The organism is Cryptosporangium phraense (assembly GCF_006912135.1).
In the GTDB taxonomy this organism is placed as follows: domain Bacteria; phylum Actinomycetota; class Actinomycetes; order Mycobacteriales; family Cryptosporangiaceae; genus Cryptosporangium; species Cryptosporangium phraense.
Genome location: NZ_VIRS01000018.1, coordinates 1 through 17,666, shown reverse-complemented (window position 1 = coordinate 17,666; position 17,666 = coordinate 1). Strand labels below are relative to the sequence as shown.

The window sequence follows — 17,666 nt, the reverse complement described above, 5'->3', positions numbered from 1 at the left end:
TGTCAGCCCTTCAGTTCGACCCAGTAGCGGTAGGTGAGGCCTTCGTCGGTGATGCGGGTGTCTTCGAGTACTCCGCTCCGGTGCTCGATCACCCGGGCCGACGCCAGATTGCTGGTCTTGCAGGTGATCAGCACCCGGCTGAGCCCCATCGCCCGGGCCTCGTCGAGGACGGCCCCGAGCGCCCAGGTGGCCAGGCCCCGATTGCGGGCCGACGGGCGGACGTTGTAGCCGATGTGGCCACCGACCTGCAGGAGCGGCGGAGTAAGCGTGTGCCGGAGGGCGATCGCCCCCAGGTAGACGTCGTCCTCGACGATCCACCAGTAGGTCGCGGGCACGTCGTAGTCGTTCCGCCGGTGCAGGCTGTCGATCCAGGCCGCGAAGCCGGCCGGACTGTCCACGTCGTACTCCGGACGCAGCCCGCTGCCGTGCGGGTACTCGTCGTCGCTCCACTCCGTGCGCGCCTCGAGCCAGCTGTCGTGGAGTGCGACGGTCGGCGCGAGGAGTACCGGCATGATGCTGACGTTAACGCGCGAAGAATCGCAGTGTCTCCTGAGCGCCCGCCCGGAGCATGTCGCGAATCCGGAGCGACTCCTCCGTGACCGCGGTGCTGCGCGGGTACATCGACGCCTCGTACGCCCGGATCGCCTCGTCCGGCCGGCCGGGTTGCGCGGCCAGGGCCTGGGCGAGCTCGGAGGCGTCGAGCATGGCCTGGTTGGCGCCCTCGCCGGACGGCGGGCACAGGTGGGCCGCGTCGCCGATCAGCGTGACGCGGGGGTTCGGCGTCCAGGTGAGGCCGGGCGGCAGCATCGTGATCGTCCGGCGCACGATCTCGTCGTCGCAGGCCCGGATCAGGTCCTGCGCGTCCGGGCCCCAGCCGTCGAAGGCCCGGGCCAGGGCGTCCTTGGTCAACGGTGGAACGTCGTGGCCTTCGTAGAACGACAGGTACACGCGAACGCGTCCGCTGCCGTTGACCTGGGCCCCGAGCCCTTGACCGGGGCCGAGCGCCCAGTAGTTGCCCCGTCCGAGGACCGCGGCCAGGTGCGGGTGCGTCCGGTCGACGTCCGGAATGCCGAGCTCGACGTGCTCGACGCCGACCGGGACCGGCTCGGCGTCCGTGAGCAGCGGCCGGACGCGTGACCTCGCGCCGTCGGCGCCGACCAGCACGTCGTAGCCGGCGGCGGTGCCGTCGTGGAAGAGGAGTTCGTCGCCGGCCGTCGTCAGGGCCTTGCCCCACTGGACCGTTCCGTCCGGGAGCGAGTCGAGCAGTAAGTCACGCAGGTCCGACCGGTCGATCTCGGGCCGGGCCAGCGGGGCGTCGTCCGGGGTGTCGACCCGGAGCAGGAGCGTGCCGGTCTCGTCGAGCAGACGGAAGTCCTGGCCCTCGCGCCGGGCGTGGACGAGGAACTGATCCTCCAGGCCGGCCACCCGGAGTGCGCGCTGGCCGGTGTCGGTGTGCAGGTCGAGCATGCCGCCCTGACCGCGGGCGTCGCGGGACGGGTCGCGTTCGTAGACCGTCGACTCCAGGCCGAGGACGTGGAGGGTGCGGGCGAGGGTCAGGCCGCCGGGGCCGCCGCCGATGATCGCGATGCGCATGGTCATGCCTCCTTCGATACGTTGTATTTTTACAATACAGTGTATTGGGGTGGACGGCGTAGCCTGTTTCCATGTTGGTGTGGGAGCGACCCGAACCCCCGAGCCGGCCGGCGCCGACGCCGCTGAGCCGGGCGTCGATCGTCCGGGCGGCGATCGACCTGGCCGACACCGAGGGGCTCGACGCGGTGTCGTTGCGCAAGGTCGGGGCCGCGCTCGGCGCCGGGCCGATGCGGCTGTACGGCTACATCGCGACCAAAGAGGAACTCCTCGACCTGATGGTCGACGAGGTCTACGGCGAGATGCCCCCGCCCGGTGCGGACGCCCTGCGCGACCGGGCACTGGCGATCCGGGACGCCGTCCGGCGGCACGAGTGGTTCGCGGACCTGATGGGCGGGCGGCCGCAGATCGGCCCGAACGCGCTGGCGAACCTGGACGCGACGCTCGCGGCCGTCGGGGGAGCCGACGACCCGGCGTCCGCCTGGCGGGCCGTAGGGGCCGTGTCCGCGTACGCGATCGGTGCGGTGCGGCAGGAAGTGGCGGAGGGGCGGGCGGCTCGGGTCAGTGGGCAGAGCGAAGACGAGTGGCGCCGGTCGGTGGCGCCGTATTTGACCGGGGTCCTGGACCGGTATCCGACGTTGGCGCATGTGATCACGAGCGGCCCGGACGAAGACCCCGACGCCACGTTCGCGACTGGCCTGGAGTTCGTCCTGGCCGGCATCAGAGCCCGTACGGTCGGTGGATGACGGTTGGGGTGTTGCATCCGGGGGCCATGGGGGCGGCGATCGGGCGGGAGTTGGCTCCCGACGTCTGGTGGGTTCCCGCCGGGCGGAGTGCGGCCACCCGGGAGCGGGCGGCGGGCTTCCATCCGGCTCGCGATCTGGCCGAACTGGCCGACCGGTGCGACCTGATCCTGAGCATCTGCCCGCCGGCCTTCGCCGGGGGCGTGGCCCGCGACGTGGCCGCCACCGGGTTCGACGGGGTCTACGTGGACGCCAACGCGATCAGCCCGGCCCGGGCTCGGGAGATCGCTTCGGTACTGCCGACCGCGCGGGTCGTCGACGGCGGGATCATCGGGCCGCCGCCGGGTGGGGCGGGCACCACCACGCTGTGTCTGTCCGGGCCGGGCGCCAGCGGGGTCGCCGAGGTCTTCGCCGGGACGTCGGTGCGCACCTTGGTGCTCGACGGGCCGGTCGGGCAGGCGTCCGCATTGAAGTTGGCGTTCGCGTCGTACAACAAGATCTCGTACGCGCTCGCCGCGCAGGCGAACGCGCTGGCCGAGGCACACGGGGTGCTGGCCGAACTGCGGACGATCACCGCGGACGCGCTGCCCGGGACGCCGGTCGCGGACCCGCGGGCCCTGGCCTCGGTCGGGCCCAAGGCCTGGCGCTGGGCGCCGGAGATGGAGGAGATCGCCGACGCCTGCACCGAAGCCGGCCTCGACCCCGACTTCGCCGCCACCGCCGCCACCCTCTTCGCCCGCTGGGCCTGAGGCCACCCGGCCACGCTCGCGCCCGGCGACACCGGGCCTAGCCACCGGCCTTTCGGGCCCGATACGCGGCCACGTTCGTCCGGTTGCCACAGCCGTTGTCGCAGAACCGCCTGCTCCGGTTCTTCGACAGGTCGATCAGCACGTCGTCGCAGTCCTCGGCGGCACAGATCCGCATCCGGCCCAGCTCCTCGAGCCGCACCACATCCACCATCGCCATCCCGGTCTCCACCAGGATCCGCACCGCGAGGTCCGCCTCGGGCGGCACCGCGTGCAGGTGGTAATCCCAGGTGTCGTGCCGCACGAGCTGCGGCAACGCGCGGGTCTCGCGCAGCATCGCGTTGGTGAGTTCGACGACCTCGTCGCGGTCGGCGTGCCACAGGCGCTCGAGCCGGGGCCGCACCGCCCGGACGGCGGCCAGCTCCTCGGCATCCCCGGCCACCCGGCCGGTGTAGCTCCACCGATCCACGAACGCGACGACGTCGGCCGGGGTCCGTAGCCCGTCCGGGGTCTCGTGAGCGGTGTTCACCAGCTCGGCCGCCGCCGCCAGCGACGCCTCGGTGTCATGAGCAAAAAGCATCTTGACTCCTTACGGCGGGAGCTCCTACGGTCGGCGTCATGAGTGTAACGGCGGTTGGGTCTTACGCGACAAAGCACCGTGGGGCGATCGGGCTCGGTCTGGCGCTGGTGTCGGCGGCCTCGTTCGGCACCGCCGGGAGCTTCGCCGACTCGCTGCTCTCGCAGGGCTGGAGCTCCGGCGCCGTCGTCACGATCCGGATCTCGCTGGCCGCACTGGTCCTCACCCCGCCCGCGCTGCTCCAGATGCGCGGCCGCTGGCGCCTGCTCCGCGCGAAGCTCGGCACGGTCGCGCTCTACGGCATCCTCGCCGTCGCCGGGTGCCAGCTGTTCTTCTTCAACGCGGTCGAACGGCTCGACGTGGGCGTCGCGCTGCTGCTCGAGTACATGGGCATCGTGCTCGTCGTGCTCTACGTCTGGGCCCGCACCCGGCGCCGCCCGCGCTGGCTCACGCTGGCCGGGGTGGTGACGGCGATCGGCGGTCTGGTGCTCGTCCTGAACCCGTCCGGGGGGCTGGACCTGGTCGGCGTCATCTGGGGGCTGCTCGCCGGCACCGGGCTGGCGACGTACTTCGTCATCTCGTCGCGCACCGACGACGCGCTCCCGCCGCTGGTCGTGGCCTGGAGCGGCATGGTCGTCGGGGCGCTCACGTTCGGGGCGTTCGCGCTGGTCGGAGTGCTGCCGATGCACGCGACAAACGTCTCGGTCGAGCTGTTCGGCCAGCAGGTCAGCTGGCTCGTCCCCGTGCTCGGCCTCTCGGTGATCGCGGCCGCGCTCTCGTACAGCACCGGGGTCGGCGCTGCGCGCCTGCTCGGCGCGACCGTCGCCTCGTTCGTCGGGCTCACCGAGGTGCTGTTCGCGGTGCTCTTCGCCGCGCTGCTGGTCGGCCAGGTGCCGAGTGTTCCGCAGCTGGTCGGTGGGCTGGTCGTCCTGGTCGGGGTGGCGGTCGTCCGGGCCACCGACACCCAGGCGGACGCTACGCGGGAGCCCGATCCGGCCCTCGTTTCCGCCTAGTTGTCGGACCCCGGTGGTACACACGGAGCATGACTACGGTCGTGGAGGCGTTCGCGAGCGTCGCGGCTAGCGTCGTCGAGAAGTTCGCCGGGCGTAACGGGCGGGTCCGAGGCTCGTCGGTCGTCCATGCCGTGCACCCCGAACGCTGGCTGGGTGAGATCCGGGTACCGGCGCCGGCCTGCCGGGTCGGCGTGGCCGGCTTCGAGCTCGACGCGCTGGTGCCCACCGACGACGCGGTCACCTGTGCCCGCTGCCTGCAGAGCGGCCAGTACAGCACGGTCGTCGGCACCGGCCCGCGCCAGCTGGCGCTCTGGGATTGAGTCCCGCTTACCCTGCACCGCGTGGACCTCAACCTCCTCACCGCACTCGACGCACTCCTCGAGGAGAACAGCGTCCAGGCCGCGGCCGACCGCCTGCACCTGTCGGCGCCCGCGATGAGCCGGACGCTGACCCGCATCCGTAAGGCCACCGGCGACGACATCCTGGTCCGCACCGGCCGCACGATGACGCCCACCCCTCGCGCGCTGGCCCTGCGCGACGAGGTACGGACGCTGGTGCAGCGGGCCGGTGAGGTGCTCACCCCGACCCAGGCCCTGGACCTGGCCACCCTGCGGCGCACGTTCACGATCCAGGGCCACGACGCGCTGGTCGGCGCGGTCGCCCCACAGGTGCTGGCCGCGGCCACCGAGGCGCCCGGCGTGACGGTCCGGTTCCTGGCCGAGGCCCCGGTCGACACGCCCGACCTGGCCCGCGGACACGTCGATCTGGAGCTCGGCTCGGCCGTTCCGGCGCCGGAGATCAACCACCAGGTCGTCGGGGAAGACCGGCTGATCGTGGTGTCCCGGGACCCGGCCCCGCTCACCCTCGAACGGTTCGCCGCCGCCGATCACGTCCTGATCTCCCGCCGCGGGCGTACCCGGGACGGCCTCGACGAGCGGCTCGCCGAGCGCGGGCTCCGCCGCCGGGTGGTGGCCACGATGCCCACCGTCGCGAGCGCGATCGCGCTGGTCGGGTCCGGGAGCGCGGTCGTCGTGGTGGCCGAGCGGCTGTCCGCGCCCGTCCGGGCCGCGTTCGGCGTCCGCGCGCATCCGCTCGACCTCGACCTCCCGGCTGCGCCGGTCGTCCTGTCGTGGCACCGGCGGTACGACAGCGATCCCGCTCATTCCTGGCTCCGTGGTCACTGTGCGGACGCGCTGCGAGCGGCCCTGGCGCTCATCTAGACGCGACCCGGGCGACGACGTGGCCAGCGTCGCGCGGGCCTTCTCGATCGGGAGCCGTCGCGATCGTTGCTATCGGGGTGCTGGAGCGGCACAAGCGCTGACGCGCCTCAGATCACAGCCGTTCCTGCCGAGTCAATTGGTAACCAATCGGACCAAAGGACTCGGATGACGTTTCTGCAGGCAGCGAGCTCGAAGGCCCCCTCACTGGGGGCTCTCGCCGTCGTGGCCGGCCTGCTCGGCAGCGGCGCGCTGGTCTGGACGTCGACCGAGGCGGCGTTCACCGCCGTCGTCACCAACCCGGGCAACTCCTGGACGTCCGGCAGCGTCGCGCTGACCGACGACGACACCGGGTCGGCGATGTTCACCGCGCTCAACCTCTCCCCCGGCGACACCGGCACGAAGTGCATCAAGGTCACGTACGGAGCGAGCCAGACCGCGAGCGTCAAGATGCGCGGTACCCAGTCGGGCTCGCTGGCCCAGTACGTCAACCTCCAGATCGAGGAGGGCAACGGCGGGTCGTTCAACTCCTGCCTGGGATTCAGCGGCAACCTGATCTACAACGGCACGGTCCAGGGTTTCGGCACGTCAGCCACCGATTTCGCGTCCGGCGTAGGTTCCTGGACGCCCACCGGCGCGGCGCAGACCCGCACGTACCGGATCACGTACACGCTTAGCCCCTCGACGCCGAACACCCAGCAGAGCTCGACCGCCTCGGCCGACTTCATCTGGGAAGCCCACAGCTGAGGAGCGAGCACGGACGGCCACCGGAAACGCTTCCACGGTGCCGCCGTGCTCGTCGCCTGGGCGGCGCTGGTCGGGGTGGCCGCGACGCCGACCGCCGGCGGCTGGAACACGACCGACAACACCGGCAACGCGTTCAAGTCCACGGCGACGTTCCTCACCTACCCGGGTGAGGTCCTGCGGGACAGCCCGTCGGCCTACTACCGGCTGTCCGAGGCGGCCGGCGGCACGACGCTCACCGACTCGTCCGGCAACGGCCGGACCGGCACGTACTCGGTGAACACGGCGACGGCCACGAACTTCGGCCGGCCCGGCGCGCCGGTCGGCGGAAGCTCGAACACCGCGGTCGCGTTCACCGCGACGAACACCAACCAGGTCGCGATGCCCGCCGCGGCCAGCCCGACCAGCGTCTTCACGATGGAAGTCTGGTTCAACACGACAGCGGCCAGCGGCGTGCTGATGTCGCTGGGCAACAACGTCAAGAACGACTCGAGCTACCTCCTCCGGCTGCTGGCGATCCAGTCGAGCGCCCCGGCCGGCCGGCTGGTGTTCGGGCTCTCCACCGGGGCGGTCGGCTCGACGGTCAAGAAGACCGTGGTCTCGGCCACCGCGGTGAACGACGGCAACTGGCACCACGCGGTGGCCACCTACAGCTCCGGCACGATGATCCTGTACGTCGACGGCGTCGCCCAGACCCCGACGACCGGCGTCGGGACGCTCACCGCGATCAGCCCGTCGTACTGGCGGGTCGGCGGCGACGCGTCCGGAACCACCTGGCCCGGCACCTACGGCGACTACCTCACCGGAACGCTCGACGAGGCCGCCGTCTACCAGAGCGCGCTGAGCGCCACCCGGGTCACCGCCCACTACACCGCCGGGACGTCCTACCCGAGCGCGGTGCTGGCCGACGTCCCCCGCTTCTACTGGCGGCTCAACGACGCCGAGGGGCAGACCGCGGCGGACGCCGGGCCCAACGGCCTGCCCGGTGAGTACCGCATCGACCCCCAGGCCCGGGCCGGCGCGACCGGCGCGCTGACCGGTCCGGTCACCGGCTCGGACGCGGCCGTCCGGTTCGCCGGGTACTACGGGCACGCGTCCGGGCCGCTGCTCACCTCGGTCAGCGGTGCGACGACGGTCGAGACCTGGTTCAAGACCACGACGCAGTTCGGCGGCGTGCTGGTCGGGCTGGCCGCCCAGACGAACTGCTCCAACCGGAAGGACCGGGATCTCTGGCTCACGACGTCCGGCACGCTCCGGTTCGGCGTCTACCCGTCCGGCGCGAGCATCCCGTATCCGAGCATCGGGACGACCGCCAAGTACAACGACGGCGCCTGGCACCACGCGGTCGGCAGCGTCGGCCCGACCTACGGGCTCCGGCTGTTCGTCGACGGGTCGCTCGCCGCCTCGAACGCGAGCGTGACCACCGGGACGACCGGCAGCGGCGCCTGGTGCATCAGCTATTCGCAGGTCGACGACTGGGGCACCTCGTACACCCCGACCTACCAGCACCTCGCCGCGACGATCGACGAGGTCGCGATCTACCCGACCGAGCTGGCCCCCGAGCGGATCGCCCTGCACTACAACGCGGCGCCCCGATGACCGGCTGGACCACCGCCGCGCGGTTCGCCGCGATCGCCTACCTGAGCGCGATGGCGTCGCTGATGTGCTGGGCCGGGGTCTCGCTCGCGCTCGGCACCCGTCCGGCGCTGATCGTCAGTGGGTCGATGGCGCCGTCGATCCGGCCCGGGGACCTGGTCGTGGTCAGCCCGCTCGACGCCCGGGAGGTCCGCGAGCTGCCGACCGGCCGGATCGTCATCTTCACCGACCCGGCCGACCGCGGCCGCGAACTGGCCCACCGCCTGGTCGGACGAACCGCCGACGGGCGGCTGCGCACCAAGGGCGACGCCAACCCGGCCCCGGACTCGACGCCGGTTCCGGTGACCGCCGTGCGGGGCCAGGCGCGGCTCGTGGTCCCGCTGATCGGGCGGCCGTTCCTGTGGCTGCGGCAGGGCGAGTTCTGGCTCTTCGCCGGCTGGACCGCGCTCACCCTGGCCGCCGGCTACGCCGTCCGCACCCGCCCACCGACGCCGACGCGAGCCGGCGCCGGACCGTCGTCCGACACCTAGCCCGTGACCCCGCCGGAACCGGCCGGCGGTCCGGCCTCGGCGCGGCGGGCCGTCCGGGCGGCGGCCGCGTGGCGCGCGTCGCCGACCAGCTTCATCACCGCGGGCATCCGCTCGGCGCTCGGGTTGAGCACGCACACCCAGCCCTGCGCTCCGTACACCGGGTGCGGCAGCAGCACGTCCAGCGCCGAGTAGTCGAACTCCCCCCGCCGCTCGGCCAGCTCGCGCGGCGCGAACCCGAACAGCGCCCCGAACGCGTCCCGCCCGGCGTGCACGTTCACCCGGTACACCCCGGCCCGCCCGAGCGCCGACTCCTCGTCGAACCCGGCCATGTCCTGCAGCACGATCGTCGCGAACGGGTGGTACTCGTCCCCGGTCATCGAGAAGAACGAGTTCCCCCAGTTGTTCTGCGGTGCCCCCATCTCCTCGGTCGCCACCACCGTCCCCACCCCGGGCAGCGACCCGATCCACTCCGCCAGCTCGTCGGCCGACGGCCCGACCGGCAGGTCCCCCACCGGCAGCGGCGCGGCCACCGCGGTTCCGTGGGCCACGTGCAGCACCGCGTCGGTCGTCGCCAGATCCTCCGCGGCCAGCGGGAAGTACCGGTACGAGCCGTCCGCGCGCTGCACCGCGTCGAGCACCGGCCGCACGGTCAGCCCGTCGGCCAGCTCGGCCTCGTACGTTCCGGCCGCCGGCGCCCTCACCTCGGCCACCCCGCTCTCCCCCAGCGACCCGGTGATCACGACGTACCGCGACCCGAGCAGCGTCGACAGGATCGCGCCGGCGCCGGCCCACTCGGCTTCCGTGCCGCCGACGTCGATCCGGCCCGGGTACTTCTGGACGTGCCGGTTGTTCGCGAACACCAGCGTCGGCCCGCGATCGGCCTCGATCAGCCGGATGTCGAGCAGGTTCCGCGCCATCCAGGCGTCGCGCACCGAGAGCAGCCGGGCGATACGGTCCGGCCCGGGCCGCGCGACCTCCGCGTGGTACCGCAACATCCCGACCGCGGCCTTCGCGAGCACCTCCATCCGCCGCCAGACTGCGAGCGACGACCCCGCGACCAGCCCCGGCGCCCGCTCGTAGAGCATCGACAGCAGGTCCTCGGCCCGCCCGCGCAGCGCGACCGCCCGGGGCGACCCGCCGATCGAACGCTCGGCCTCCAGCACCTCGTCCCACGGCTCGTCGTCGCCGAGCAGGTCGTCGATCTCGGCCCAGGCCGACGGGGCCACGTACTCGCATACCGCGGTCAGGAAGCGTCGCGGGCTGGGCGCCTCGGTGTTCTCGGTCGGCGCGTCGAAGCCGTGGAAAGCCAGCGGCTCGGGGTGGTCCCGCATCCACTCGACGAGTTCGCGGTTGGCGGCGAAGCGTCCGAAGTTGTGGGTGAAGCCGGTCTCCATCGCGGACTCCAGCGTGCCGGCCCCACCGCGGACGTAGTCGTCGACCGCGAGCCCGGCGACCCGGTCGGACTCGATGGCGATCGACCGGAACCCGTGGTTCTCGACCAGGTCGGCGAAGAGCGCGTTGCGCCGCCGCAGGAATTCCTGTTCACCGTGCGTCGGCTCACCCAGCGCGACCAGCTCCGGGGACGACGAGAGCAGAGTGTCCATGGCTTGAACCGTATCTTTGAACCAGCGATTGAGGATTTGGTGAAATGGTGCCGTGAAAGACGTCCGAAAACCTCAAACGGGAGTACACGCCTTCCGGCCGGTGGACCTCGCACGGGAGCACGGGCTGTCGGCCCAGGCGGTCCGGAACTACGAGCGGCAGGGCCTGATTCCGGCCGCCGGCCGGACCGCGACTGGCCACCGGACCTACACCGAACGGCACCGGATCGCGCTGCGCGCGTTCCTCGCCCAACTCCCCGCCCACGGGTACGCGACCGCGGGCGAGATCATGCGCGCGGTCGACGACGACGATCTGGACGTCGCTCTGCGCGCCGTCGATCGCAGCCACGCCCAGCTCCTGCGAGATCGGGAGACGCTGGACGCGGTCGAGGCGGCCGTCGGGGTGCTCACCGCGGCCGCCCCGGTGGAGCCGCGGGCGCTGCCGATCAGCGCGGTCGCCAGGCGGCTCGGCGTCACCCCGGCGACGCTGCGCAAATGGGAACGGGCCGGCATCCTGACGCCCCGGCGGGAGCGGGTCACCGGGTACCGCCTCTACGACGCCGACGACATCCGGGACGCCGAGCTGGCGCACCTGCTCCGGCGGGGCGGCTACCTGCTCGGGCACATCGCGCCGGTCGTCGCCCAGGTCCGCACCGCGGGCGGGGTCGAGCCGCTGGTCGAGTCGCTGGCCGGCTGGCGGGAGCGGCTCACCGCCCGAGCCCGGGCCATGCTCACCGCCGCCGCCCGCCTCGACGACTATCTGCGGTTCATCCGGGCGACGTAGCCCGCTCCCACTCCGCCTTGGTCAGCGCGTACTCGACGTCGCCGTGTTCGTCGCCCGGGACCTGCTCCGGCCAGTCGTCCCGGCGGGGGGCGACGAACCGCAGGCCGGCCTTCTCCATCACCCGACGGGACGCGCCGTGCACGGTCATCGCCTCGGCGTAGACCCGCTCCACCCCGAGCGACGTGAAGCCCTTCGCGATCAGCGCCCGGGAGCCCTCGGTCGCGTAGCCGTGGCCCCAGGCGACCCGGCGCAGGCGGTAGCCGAGCTCGATCCCGTCGCGGACCGACCCGTCGGCCCGCTGGGGCTTCTTGTTCGGCCGGAACAGGAACCAGCCCAGGAACTCGCCGGTCGCTTTGTCGATCGCCGCGAAGTACCCGAACCCCTCGTACTGCTCGTACAGCGACTTCCAGTACGGCAGCACCTCGTCGCGCACCACCGCGTACGGCGTCGGGATGCCACCGGTGATGAACCGGGTGACCTCCGGATCGGCGTTCAGCTGGTAGATCAGATCGACGTCGTCCTGAGTGAAGCGACGCAGGATCAACCGCTCGGTCTCGAGGAAGATCTCCATTCCTGCGATCTAACCGTTGCGGAAGAACTCGCGCTGGGCCGTGATCGCGATGGCGGCGTCGCCGCCGGCGGCGTCGAGCTTGCGCCAGAGCGCGACCTGGTCGAGCCGCGCCTCGTCCGACCAGTACGGATCGAAGAGCATCCAGCCGGTGACCGACTGCGCGGTCATCGCCTGCGACAGGAACTCGCCGTCATCGGGCCCGAACGTGATCGCCACCTCGTCGGACCCCCGGTAGTAGGTGGCGGCTATCGCCGAGCGGGGGGTGCCGCTGTCCTCGGGCCGGACGACCCGCACGTCCGGGTCGAGCAGCCCCTGTCCGGCCGTGCGCACCGGACGCCGGACCTGCCAGCCCGCGTCCCGCAGATGCTGGTGCATCGCCTCGGTGGCGGCGGCCAGCGTCGAGCCACGGATGCTGTAGAAGGTGGTGATCCGCTCCAGGCAGAGGTTGTCGAACTCGTCGTTGTGCTTGATCCCGTGCGAGCCGGGATAGCAGGTCGCCTGATGGGTCTCGGCCACCTGCTCCGCGCCCGGCGGCGCGGGCACGGCCAGCGCCCGCTGGAGCCGTCGTTCGGCGTCGTGGCGGGCCGTCGTGAAAGCTTTCCCGTCGACGTCCGGCCGCGCGGCGACGAACAGCTTCGAACTGGGCAGGCCGGTGAGCTTCTCGCAGCCTCCGCAGCAGCAGGCGACCACGAGCAGCAGCGGGATCAGCGTGGTCAGCAGGCGGGAAGTGCGGGACCGGCGACGGGCCGGCGGCCGGACGCTGGTGACCGCCGGTGCGGCCGGATCCGGCCGGTTGCGGGCCAGCAGGTAGCAGCGTCGGCTCGGGTATTCGCCCTCGCCCGGCCCCCGGATCGTGCTCGACACGACCGTGAACCCGGCCGCGGCCAGCTCGGCGGCGACGGCGTCCGGGTCGAGGAAGTGGAAGTCGAGGTCGACCGGCGAGCCGAACCACTGGCTGAGATGTCGCACCCCGCCGGTGTTCACCCGCGCGTCGTCCACGTGGAAGGCCAACAGCAGCTGACCGCCGGGCGTCAGGACCCGGGAGAACTCCCGGTAGGCGGTCCGTCGCTGCGCGACGGTCAGGTGGATCAGCGAGTAGAACGCGACGACGCCGGCCAGCGCGTCGGTGGGCGTCGGCAGGTCGGTCATCGACCCGACGACGAAGCGGACGTCCGGCGCGCGGCGACGGGCCTCGGCGATCATCGCGGGCGAGAGGTCGATACCGACGACGTCCGGGTGGCTCCGGGCGAGGTAGCTCGTGACCTGGCCGGGGCCGCAGCCGACGTCGGCGACCGGCCCGTCGCCGGCCAGTTCCAGAAACGCGTTCAGCAGCGCCCGGTCGGCCGGCTTGGCGTCCAACTCGTCGTAGAGGTCGTCGGCGTACGCGCGGGCGACCCGGTCGTACGAGGCGCGGATGTCCGACGGATCGCCCGGCATGGGCCGGAGCCTAGGGCTCACGGGTCCGTTCTTCGGACCGATCCGGCGGCGAACGTGTAACGCTCGGGGTCCGATCCGGACAGGAAGGGGTGTCGACCGACCCGAAGGAGCACCGATGCCGCAGCGACCGCCCGACGACCTCGACCGGCTGCTCGCCGAGCACGCCGGACCGGGCGTCGACGCGCTCGACACCCCGGAGATCACCGCGGCGCTCGACGCGCTGGGGGACCGCATCGTGGCCGGGGAAGCCACGTCGCCGCGGCGGCCGCGTCGCCGGGGCACGGTGGTTGCCGCGTCGGCCGCGTTGGCGGTGGCGCTGGCGGTCGGAGCGCCCGCGGCGGCCGACTTCATCGGACTGCACACCGGTGAGTTCGGGCTGCCCGGCAAGACCGAGAACGACACCAGCGAGTTCCTGCGGGCCGACTCGCCGGAGTTCCCGGCGCTGGTGGAGAAGCTGGGTCGGGACTATCCGCTGCCTCCGGGCGGGGACTACTCGCACGTGCTGTGGCTCAACGAAAAAGCCATCGCGGACCACGGACCGTACGAGTTCCAGGAGCGCACCCTGCGGTGGGACGTGGCCAACGATGCGTCCTGCCAGTGGCAGAAGTACTGGCTGGACGGGTACGACCGGCACGACGCGGCCCAGCAGGCGGCGGCCCGGAAGGTACTGGACGAGATCCCGGACTGGGAGGGCCTGAAGCAGGCCAGCGACAACGGAACCGACTGGGAGCAGCGGGCCGCCAAGGCCGTCCGGATCGGCGACGTGGCCGGGTTCCGGTACCTCCACGGGATCATGTGTGGCGCGGCGACCGGGCCGACGCCGTCTCCGGAACCCTCCGTCTTCGCGCCCGGGTACCTCACCGACGCGGATCGGCAGGGCCGATGAGCGACTCCGCGCGGTTCGAGCGGCTCTACCGGGAGCACCGGGCGCCGATGCTGGCCTTCCTGTTGCGTCGGTGCGCCCAGCCGGCCGACGCCGCCGACGCGCTCTCGGACGTGTTCACGACGGCCTGGCGCCGGATCGACGACATCCCGGACGGCGACGCCGAGCGCCCGTGGCTGTTCGGCGTCGCGTACCACACGCTGGCCAATCACGCCCGGAGCCGACGCCGCCGGGTGCGGCTGGTCGACGAGCTGACCGCGGCGCTGGGGCGGTTCCGGGCGCCGGAGTCCGATCTGGACTCGGAGGGGCTGGAGTCGGCGCTGGCGCGGCTCTCGGACGTCGACCGGGCCATCGTGACGATGACCGCGTGGGAGCAGTTCAACTCGGTCGAGATCGGCGCGATCCTCGACCTGAGCCCGGGGACGGTCCGGACCCGCCTGCACCGGGCCCGGGCGCGGTTACGGGCCGCGCTCGAGTCCGAGGCACCGGACCGGTCAGCCGTCTGAGCTGCCCGCGGAGCGCGGGCGTCAGTGAAGTAGCAGGGCCGTGAGGTCCTCGGGGCGGCTGAGGGCTACCAGGTGGCCGCCGTCGAGGAGCTCGGCGTCGAGACCGAGTCGCTCGCGTGCCGTCCGGACCTGGAAGTCGGCCGGGAACAGCCGGTCGTCGCGGCCGACCAGCACGCGGGTCGGAATGTCGGGCCAGGCCGCCAGCGGCCAGGGCTCACCGAATGGGGTGCCGGACTGCTCCGGAGCCCCCTTCATCGCCTCCCGGGTGACGTCGTCCGGGGTGTCGTGCAGGAAGTAGACGAGCGGGTCGAACGGCGCGTCCGGGTCGCGGCCGTCGCGCTGGTCGTTCTCGCGCTGGGCGCGGTCCTGCCCGGTGGCGGTCCACCACTCCCCGCCGGTCTCGCCCGGCGTCGGGACCATCGCGTTGACGAGGATCAGCCGCGTGACCGGGATCCGCGCGGCGACGAGCGGCGCGGTGAGGCCGCCCATCGACTGGGCGACCAGCACCAGGTCGTCATGGCCGCCGAGCGCGTCCACCACGGCGTCGGCGTAGTCGTTCAGCCCGGCCGAGTCGTCGGACGCTGGGAGGTCGACCGCAACGGCGCGGTGGCCGGCCGCCTCGAGCAGCGGCACCACCCGATGCCAGTACCAGGCCTGCCCGCCCGCCCCAGGGATCAACCCGAACGTCGCCATACCCCGATCTTTGCAGGCCGGGCCGCGATCGCGGCGCCGATGACCAGGCTGAGCGTGATGACGGTGATCGCCAGGTCGCCGACGAGGGCCTGGGCCGGGGAGGCCGGAGCGTAGTTCGGGACCAGGTACGCGGTGCCGGCGGCCAGCACCAGGGGGCCGGACCAGGCCGCCAGCACGTGCTGCTGCCCCCATCCGGGGCGCCGGGACCACCGCACGACGATCACCGACGCGGTCACGATCGCGGCGACGTAGATCGCCGGGCCGGCCCATCCGGGGGCGAGGCCCGGACACGCGGCCGCGGCCAGCGTGACGACCCCGACCCAGACCGCCCCCGGCGCCCGCCGCTGCCCGGCCCCGTCCCCGTCGCCGTCCCCGTTCCCGTCGCCGTCGAGGGCCGCCGGGCCGTCGAGCACCGCGTCACCGTCGAGGGCCGCCGCGCGCCCAGCGGTACGGCGGCCGATCAGCAGTGCGGCCGCGACCAGCGCTCCCGCCGTCACGACCGCGATTCCCAGCTGATGCGGAGCCGCGCCGAACCCCTTGGCCGCGTCGGCATGAATCAGCAGGCTGCCCAGCACGAACAGCACGAACACGACCCCCAGCCCCCACCGCCCGAGCCACGGCTCGGTCCGCCGCGCGGGCCGAACGAACGACTCGATCACCGCGATCGGCGCACACATGCTCAGCGCGACGTGATTCCCGACGAAGTTCAGCGCATCTCCGAGGCTCACCCCGACCCACGGCACGAGCGTGTCCCGCGGATCATCCATCATCCCGGCGAACTCGGTGTCGTCGAGATAGTCCAGATTGAACAACGACTGGTCGACCAGCCCGGCCATGTAGACCCCGAACGCCGCCGCCAGCAGCACGATCGCCGGCCAGCCACCGCCGATCCGCCGGACCGTCTCCCGGATCAGCACCGCCGCCCCGCCGTACAGCGGCCCGAGGAACAGGATCACCGCCGGGTAGTCGGTCAGCGCGAACCCGCCCCAGGAGCACTCGGCCGCGTACGGCGCCAGCACCCAGAGCGCGGCCACGGGCACGAACATCGGTCCTCCTAAGGTCGGTAGGACCATCGTTCGGCCGGACGGCGTTCCCGGGCCGCGGCCGGGGGTCGACCCCCGATCGACCAAGGTCGATCGGTCACGGCACGGTCAGCACCACTTTCCCGCGCGCGTGCCCGGTCGCGACCCGCGCGTGCGCGGCTGCCCCCTCCGTCATTCGGTAGACGTCGGCCAGGTGGGCGACGAGCCGGCCGACGTCGACGAGGCCGGCGCCGTAGCGCAGCGCGCCGCGCAGGTCGGCGGTCGGGTCGAAGCGCGACAGCCGGACGCCGTGCTCGCCGGCGCGGGGGTCGATCAGCGTGAGGACCGCGTCCGGGTCGCCGGTGAGGCGGACGAGCTCCGCGATCGATCCGTGGCCGGCCACGTCGAGAGCGGCGTCGATCGGGAGCTCCACCCGGTCGGGAAGGCCCGGGCCGTACTCGATCGGGATCGCGCCGAGGCCGGCCAGGAACGCGTGGTTCGCCGGGCTGGCCGTGCCGATGACCCGGGCTCCGCGGGCCACCGCGATCTGCACCGCGATCGCCCCGACGCCCCCGGCCGCGCCGTCGATCAGCACCGTGCGCCCGTCCGCGCCGTCGATCGGCGCCCTCCGCCCGGCCTCGATCCCGAGGGCGTCGAGGGCGCGGACGGCGGTCTCGATGCTGCCGGCCGCGCCCCCTGCCTGTTCCCAGGTCATCCCGGCCGGCTTGGGCGCCCAGGCGTCCAGCAGCGCGTGCTCGGCCGTGGTCCCGCCCCGGAACCGCAGCCCGAACACCGGGTCGCCGACCCGGACGTCGTCCACGCCGTCCCCGACCTCGTCGACGACCCCGGCCGCGTCCAGGCCGACGACGTACGGCAGCGTCAGCGGGACGCGGTCCCGCCAGGCCCCGGAGCGGATCGCCGCGTCGCCGGGCGAGACCCCGGCCGCGCGGACCGCGATCCGGATCTCCCCGGGTCCGGCGTGCGGCTCCGGAACATCGGCGACGACGAGGACGTTCGGTTCGCCGTACCCGGCGAATTGCAGTGCCTTCATGGCGTCGACGCTAGGAACGAGAACCGTGCCCCACCCGGAACCGAGACACCCCCGCCCAGATCTGCCTCGGTTGCCCCCCGACGCCCCGCGCCCCACCTCGCCCGAGACCGCCGACGCCCCGCGGGACGTGGCGCCGCAGCCCGCCCCACGCGAGGTGCAGCAACCCGCCCCACGCGACACCCCGCGCCACGCGACCCGCGACACCCCGCAGCCCGCCCCACGCGAGGTGCAGCAACCCGCCCCACGCGACACCCCGCGCCCTGCGGCCTGCAACGCTTCGCAGCCCGCCCCATGCGACGCCCCGCGGCCCGCGGCCTGCGACGCCCCGCAGCCCGCGCCACGCGAGGTGCAGCAGCCCACGC

The 17,666-nt window shown here is 72.9% G+C and carries 20 protein-coding genes; 11 read left to right on the top strand and 9 right to left on the bottom strand.

All coding sequences use genetic code 11. From position 1 onward, the window contains the following. Positions 1 to 2: 2 nt before the first annotated feature. Both FL583_RS23960 and FL583_RS23955 read right to left on the bottom strand, forming a co-directional pair. On the bottom strand, positions 3 to 512 hold the full coding sequence (locus FL583_RS23960) for a GNAT family N-acetyltransferase (protein WP_142707063.1): 510 nt from the start codon (positions 510 to 512) through the stop codon (positions 3 to 5). Between the two features lie 10 nt (positions 513 to 522). Beyond that, positions 523 to 1,593 (bottom strand): FAD-dependent oxidoreductase, encoded by a 1,071-nt coding sequence (locus FL583_RS23955; RefSeq protein ID WP_142707226.1) that lies wholly within the window; start codon positions 1,591 to 1,593, stop codon positions 523 to 525. 71 nt (positions 1,594 to 1,664) lie between these two features. Between FL583_RS23955 and FL583_RS23950 the strand changes: the two genes are divergently transcribed. Together FL583_RS23950 and FL583_RS23945 are read left to right on the top strand one after the other, a co-directional pair. Then, positions 1,665 to 2,336: a TetR/AcrR family transcriptional regulator gene (locus FL583_RS23950; RefSeq protein ID WP_142707062.1), complete on the top strand. Its 672-nt coding sequence runs from the start codon at positions 1,665 to 1,667 to the stop codon at positions 2,334 to 2,336. Next, positions 2,333 to 3,082: a DUF1932 domain-containing protein gene (locus FL583_RS23945; protein ID WP_142707061.1), complete on the top strand. Its 750-nt coding sequence runs from the start codon at positions 2,333 to 2,335 to the stop codon at positions 3,080 to 3,082. The genes FL583_RS23950 and FL583_RS23945 overlap by 4 nt, the downstream gene beginning before the upstream one ends. Before the next feature lie 37 nt (positions 3,083 to 3,119). On the opposite strand, the gene FL583_RS23940 is transcribed toward FL583_RS23945, so the two are convergent. Then, positions 3,120 to 3,659, bottom strand: coding sequence for a CGNR zinc finger domain-containing protein (locus FL583_RS23940; RefSeq protein WP_142707060.1), 540 nt, complete (start codon positions 3,657 to 3,659; stop codon positions 3,120 to 3,122). Positions 3,660 to 3,697: 38 nt separating this feature from the next. Between FL583_RS23940 and FL583_RS23935 the strand changes: the two genes are divergently transcribed. The 6 genes from FL583_RS23935 to FL583_RS23910 all read left to right on the top strand — a co-directional run bounded on the left by FL583_RS23935 (position 3,698) and on the right by FL583_RS23910 (position 8,756). Further along, positions 3,698 to 4,669 (top strand): EamA family transporter, encoded by a 972-nt coding sequence (locus FL583_RS23935; RefSeq protein ID WP_142707059.1) that lies wholly within the window; start codon positions 3,698 to 3,700, stop codon positions 4,667 to 4,669. Between the two features lie 29 nt (positions 4,670 to 4,698). Further along, positions 4,699 to 4,989, top strand: coding sequence for a hypothetical protein (locus tag FL583_RS23930; protein ID WP_142707058.1), 291 nt, complete (start codon positions 4,699 to 4,701; stop codon positions 4,987 to 4,989). Positions 4,990 to 5,010: 21 nt separating this feature from the next. Continuing rightward, the gene (locus FL583_RS23925) at positions 5,011 to 5,889 is read left to right on the top strand and encodes a LysR family transcriptional regulator (RefSeq protein ID WP_142707057.1); all 879 of its coding nucleotides are present in this window, start codon (positions 5,011 to 5,013) and stop codon (positions 5,887 to 5,889) included. 165 nt (positions 5,890 to 6,054) lie between these two features. Continuing rightward, positions 6,055 to 6,633, top strand: a complete 579-nt coding sequence (locus tag FL583_RS23920) for a hypothetical protein (protein ID WP_205752405.1) — start codon at positions 6,055 to 6,057, stop codon at positions 6,631 to 6,633. A gap of 45 nt (positions 6,634 to 6,678) precedes the next feature. Next, complete coding sequence (locus FL583_RS23915) at positions 6,679 to 8,229, top strand: LamG domain-containing protein (RefSeq protein ID WP_142707056.1); 1,551 nt, start codon at positions 6,679 to 6,681, stop codon at positions 8,227 to 8,229. Continuing rightward, positions 8,226 to 8,756 carry a signal peptidase I gene (locus FL583_RS23910; protein WP_142707055.1) on the top strand — a complete coding sequence of 177 codons (531 nt, stop codon included), beginning with the start codon at positions 8,226 to 8,228 and terminating at the stop codon, positions 8,754 to 8,756. Before FL583_RS23915 ends, FL583_RS23910 begins: the two co-directional genes overlap by 4 nt. On the opposite strand, the gene FL583_RS23905 is transcribed toward FL583_RS23910, so the two are convergent. Further along, on the bottom strand, positions 8,753 to 10,360 hold the full coding sequence (locus tag FL583_RS23905; protein WP_142707054.1) for a DUF6194 family protein: 1,608 nt from the start codon (positions 10,358 to 10,360) through the stop codon (positions 8,753 to 8,755). The genes FL583_RS23910 and FL583_RS23905 overlap by 4 nt on opposite strands. Positions 10,361 to 10,460: 100 nt before the next feature. Between FL583_RS23905 and FL583_RS23900 the strand changes: the two genes are divergently transcribed. After that, positions 10,461 to 11,141, top strand: coding sequence for a TioE family transcriptional regulator (locus FL583_RS23900; protein ID WP_240746781.1), 681 nt, complete (start codon positions 10,461 to 10,463; stop codon positions 11,139 to 11,141). On the opposite strand, the gene FL583_RS23895 is transcribed toward FL583_RS23900, so the two are convergent. Further along, entirely contained in the window at positions 11,125 to 11,712 is a 588-nt protein-coding gene (locus tag FL583_RS23895) for a GNAT family N-acetyltransferase (protein WP_142707052.1), read from the bottom strand. The genes FL583_RS23900 and FL583_RS23895 overlap by 17 nt on opposite strands. A 9-nt stretch (positions 11,713 to 11,721) precedes the next feature. Continuing rightward, complete coding sequence (locus FL583_RS41085) at positions 11,722 to 13,149, bottom strand: class I SAM-dependent methyltransferase (protein ID WP_205752404.1); 1,428 nt, start codon at positions 13,147 to 13,149, stop codon at positions 11,722 to 11,724. 115 nt (positions 13,150 to 13,264) lie between these two features. On the opposite strand from FL583_RS41085, the gene FL583_RS23885 reads away from it, so the two are divergent. Further along, positions 13,265 to 14,035, top strand: a complete 771-nt coding sequence (locus FL583_RS23885; protein WP_142707051.1) for a hypothetical protein — start codon at positions 13,265 to 13,267, stop codon at positions 14,033 to 14,035. Next, a complete protein-coding gene (locus tag FL583_RS23880) occupies positions 14,032 to 14,538 on the top strand; it encodes an RNA polymerase sigma factor (protein WP_142707050.1) in 507 nt (168 codons plus the stop codon). The genes FL583_RS23885 and FL583_RS23880 overlap by 4 nt, the downstream gene beginning before the upstream one ends. Positions 14,539 to 14,559: 21 nt before the next feature. Here the strand turns inward: FL583_RS23880 and FL583_RS23875 are convergent, their stop codons facing one another. From FL583_RS23875 to FL583_RS23865, 3 genes are all read right to left on the bottom strand, one after another. Beyond that, positions 14,560 to 15,231, bottom strand: a complete 672-nt coding sequence (locus tag FL583_RS23875; protein WP_142707049.1) for an alpha/beta fold hydrolase — start codon at positions 15,229 to 15,231, stop codon at positions 14,560 to 14,562. After that, entirely contained in the window at positions 15,213 to 16,277 is a 1,065-nt protein-coding gene (locus tag FL583_RS23870) for a hypothetical protein (protein ID WP_142707048.1), read from the bottom strand. Before FL583_RS23870 ends, FL583_RS23875 begins: the two co-directional genes overlap by 19 nt. Before the next feature lie 94 nt (positions 16,278 to 16,371). Continuing rightward, positions 16,372 to 17,304, bottom strand: coding sequence for an NADP-dependent oxidoreductase (locus FL583_RS23865; RefSeq protein WP_142707047.1), 933 nt, complete (start codon positions 17,302 to 17,304; stop codon positions 16,372 to 16,374). Positions 17,305 to 17,666: the final 362 nt, after the last annotated feature.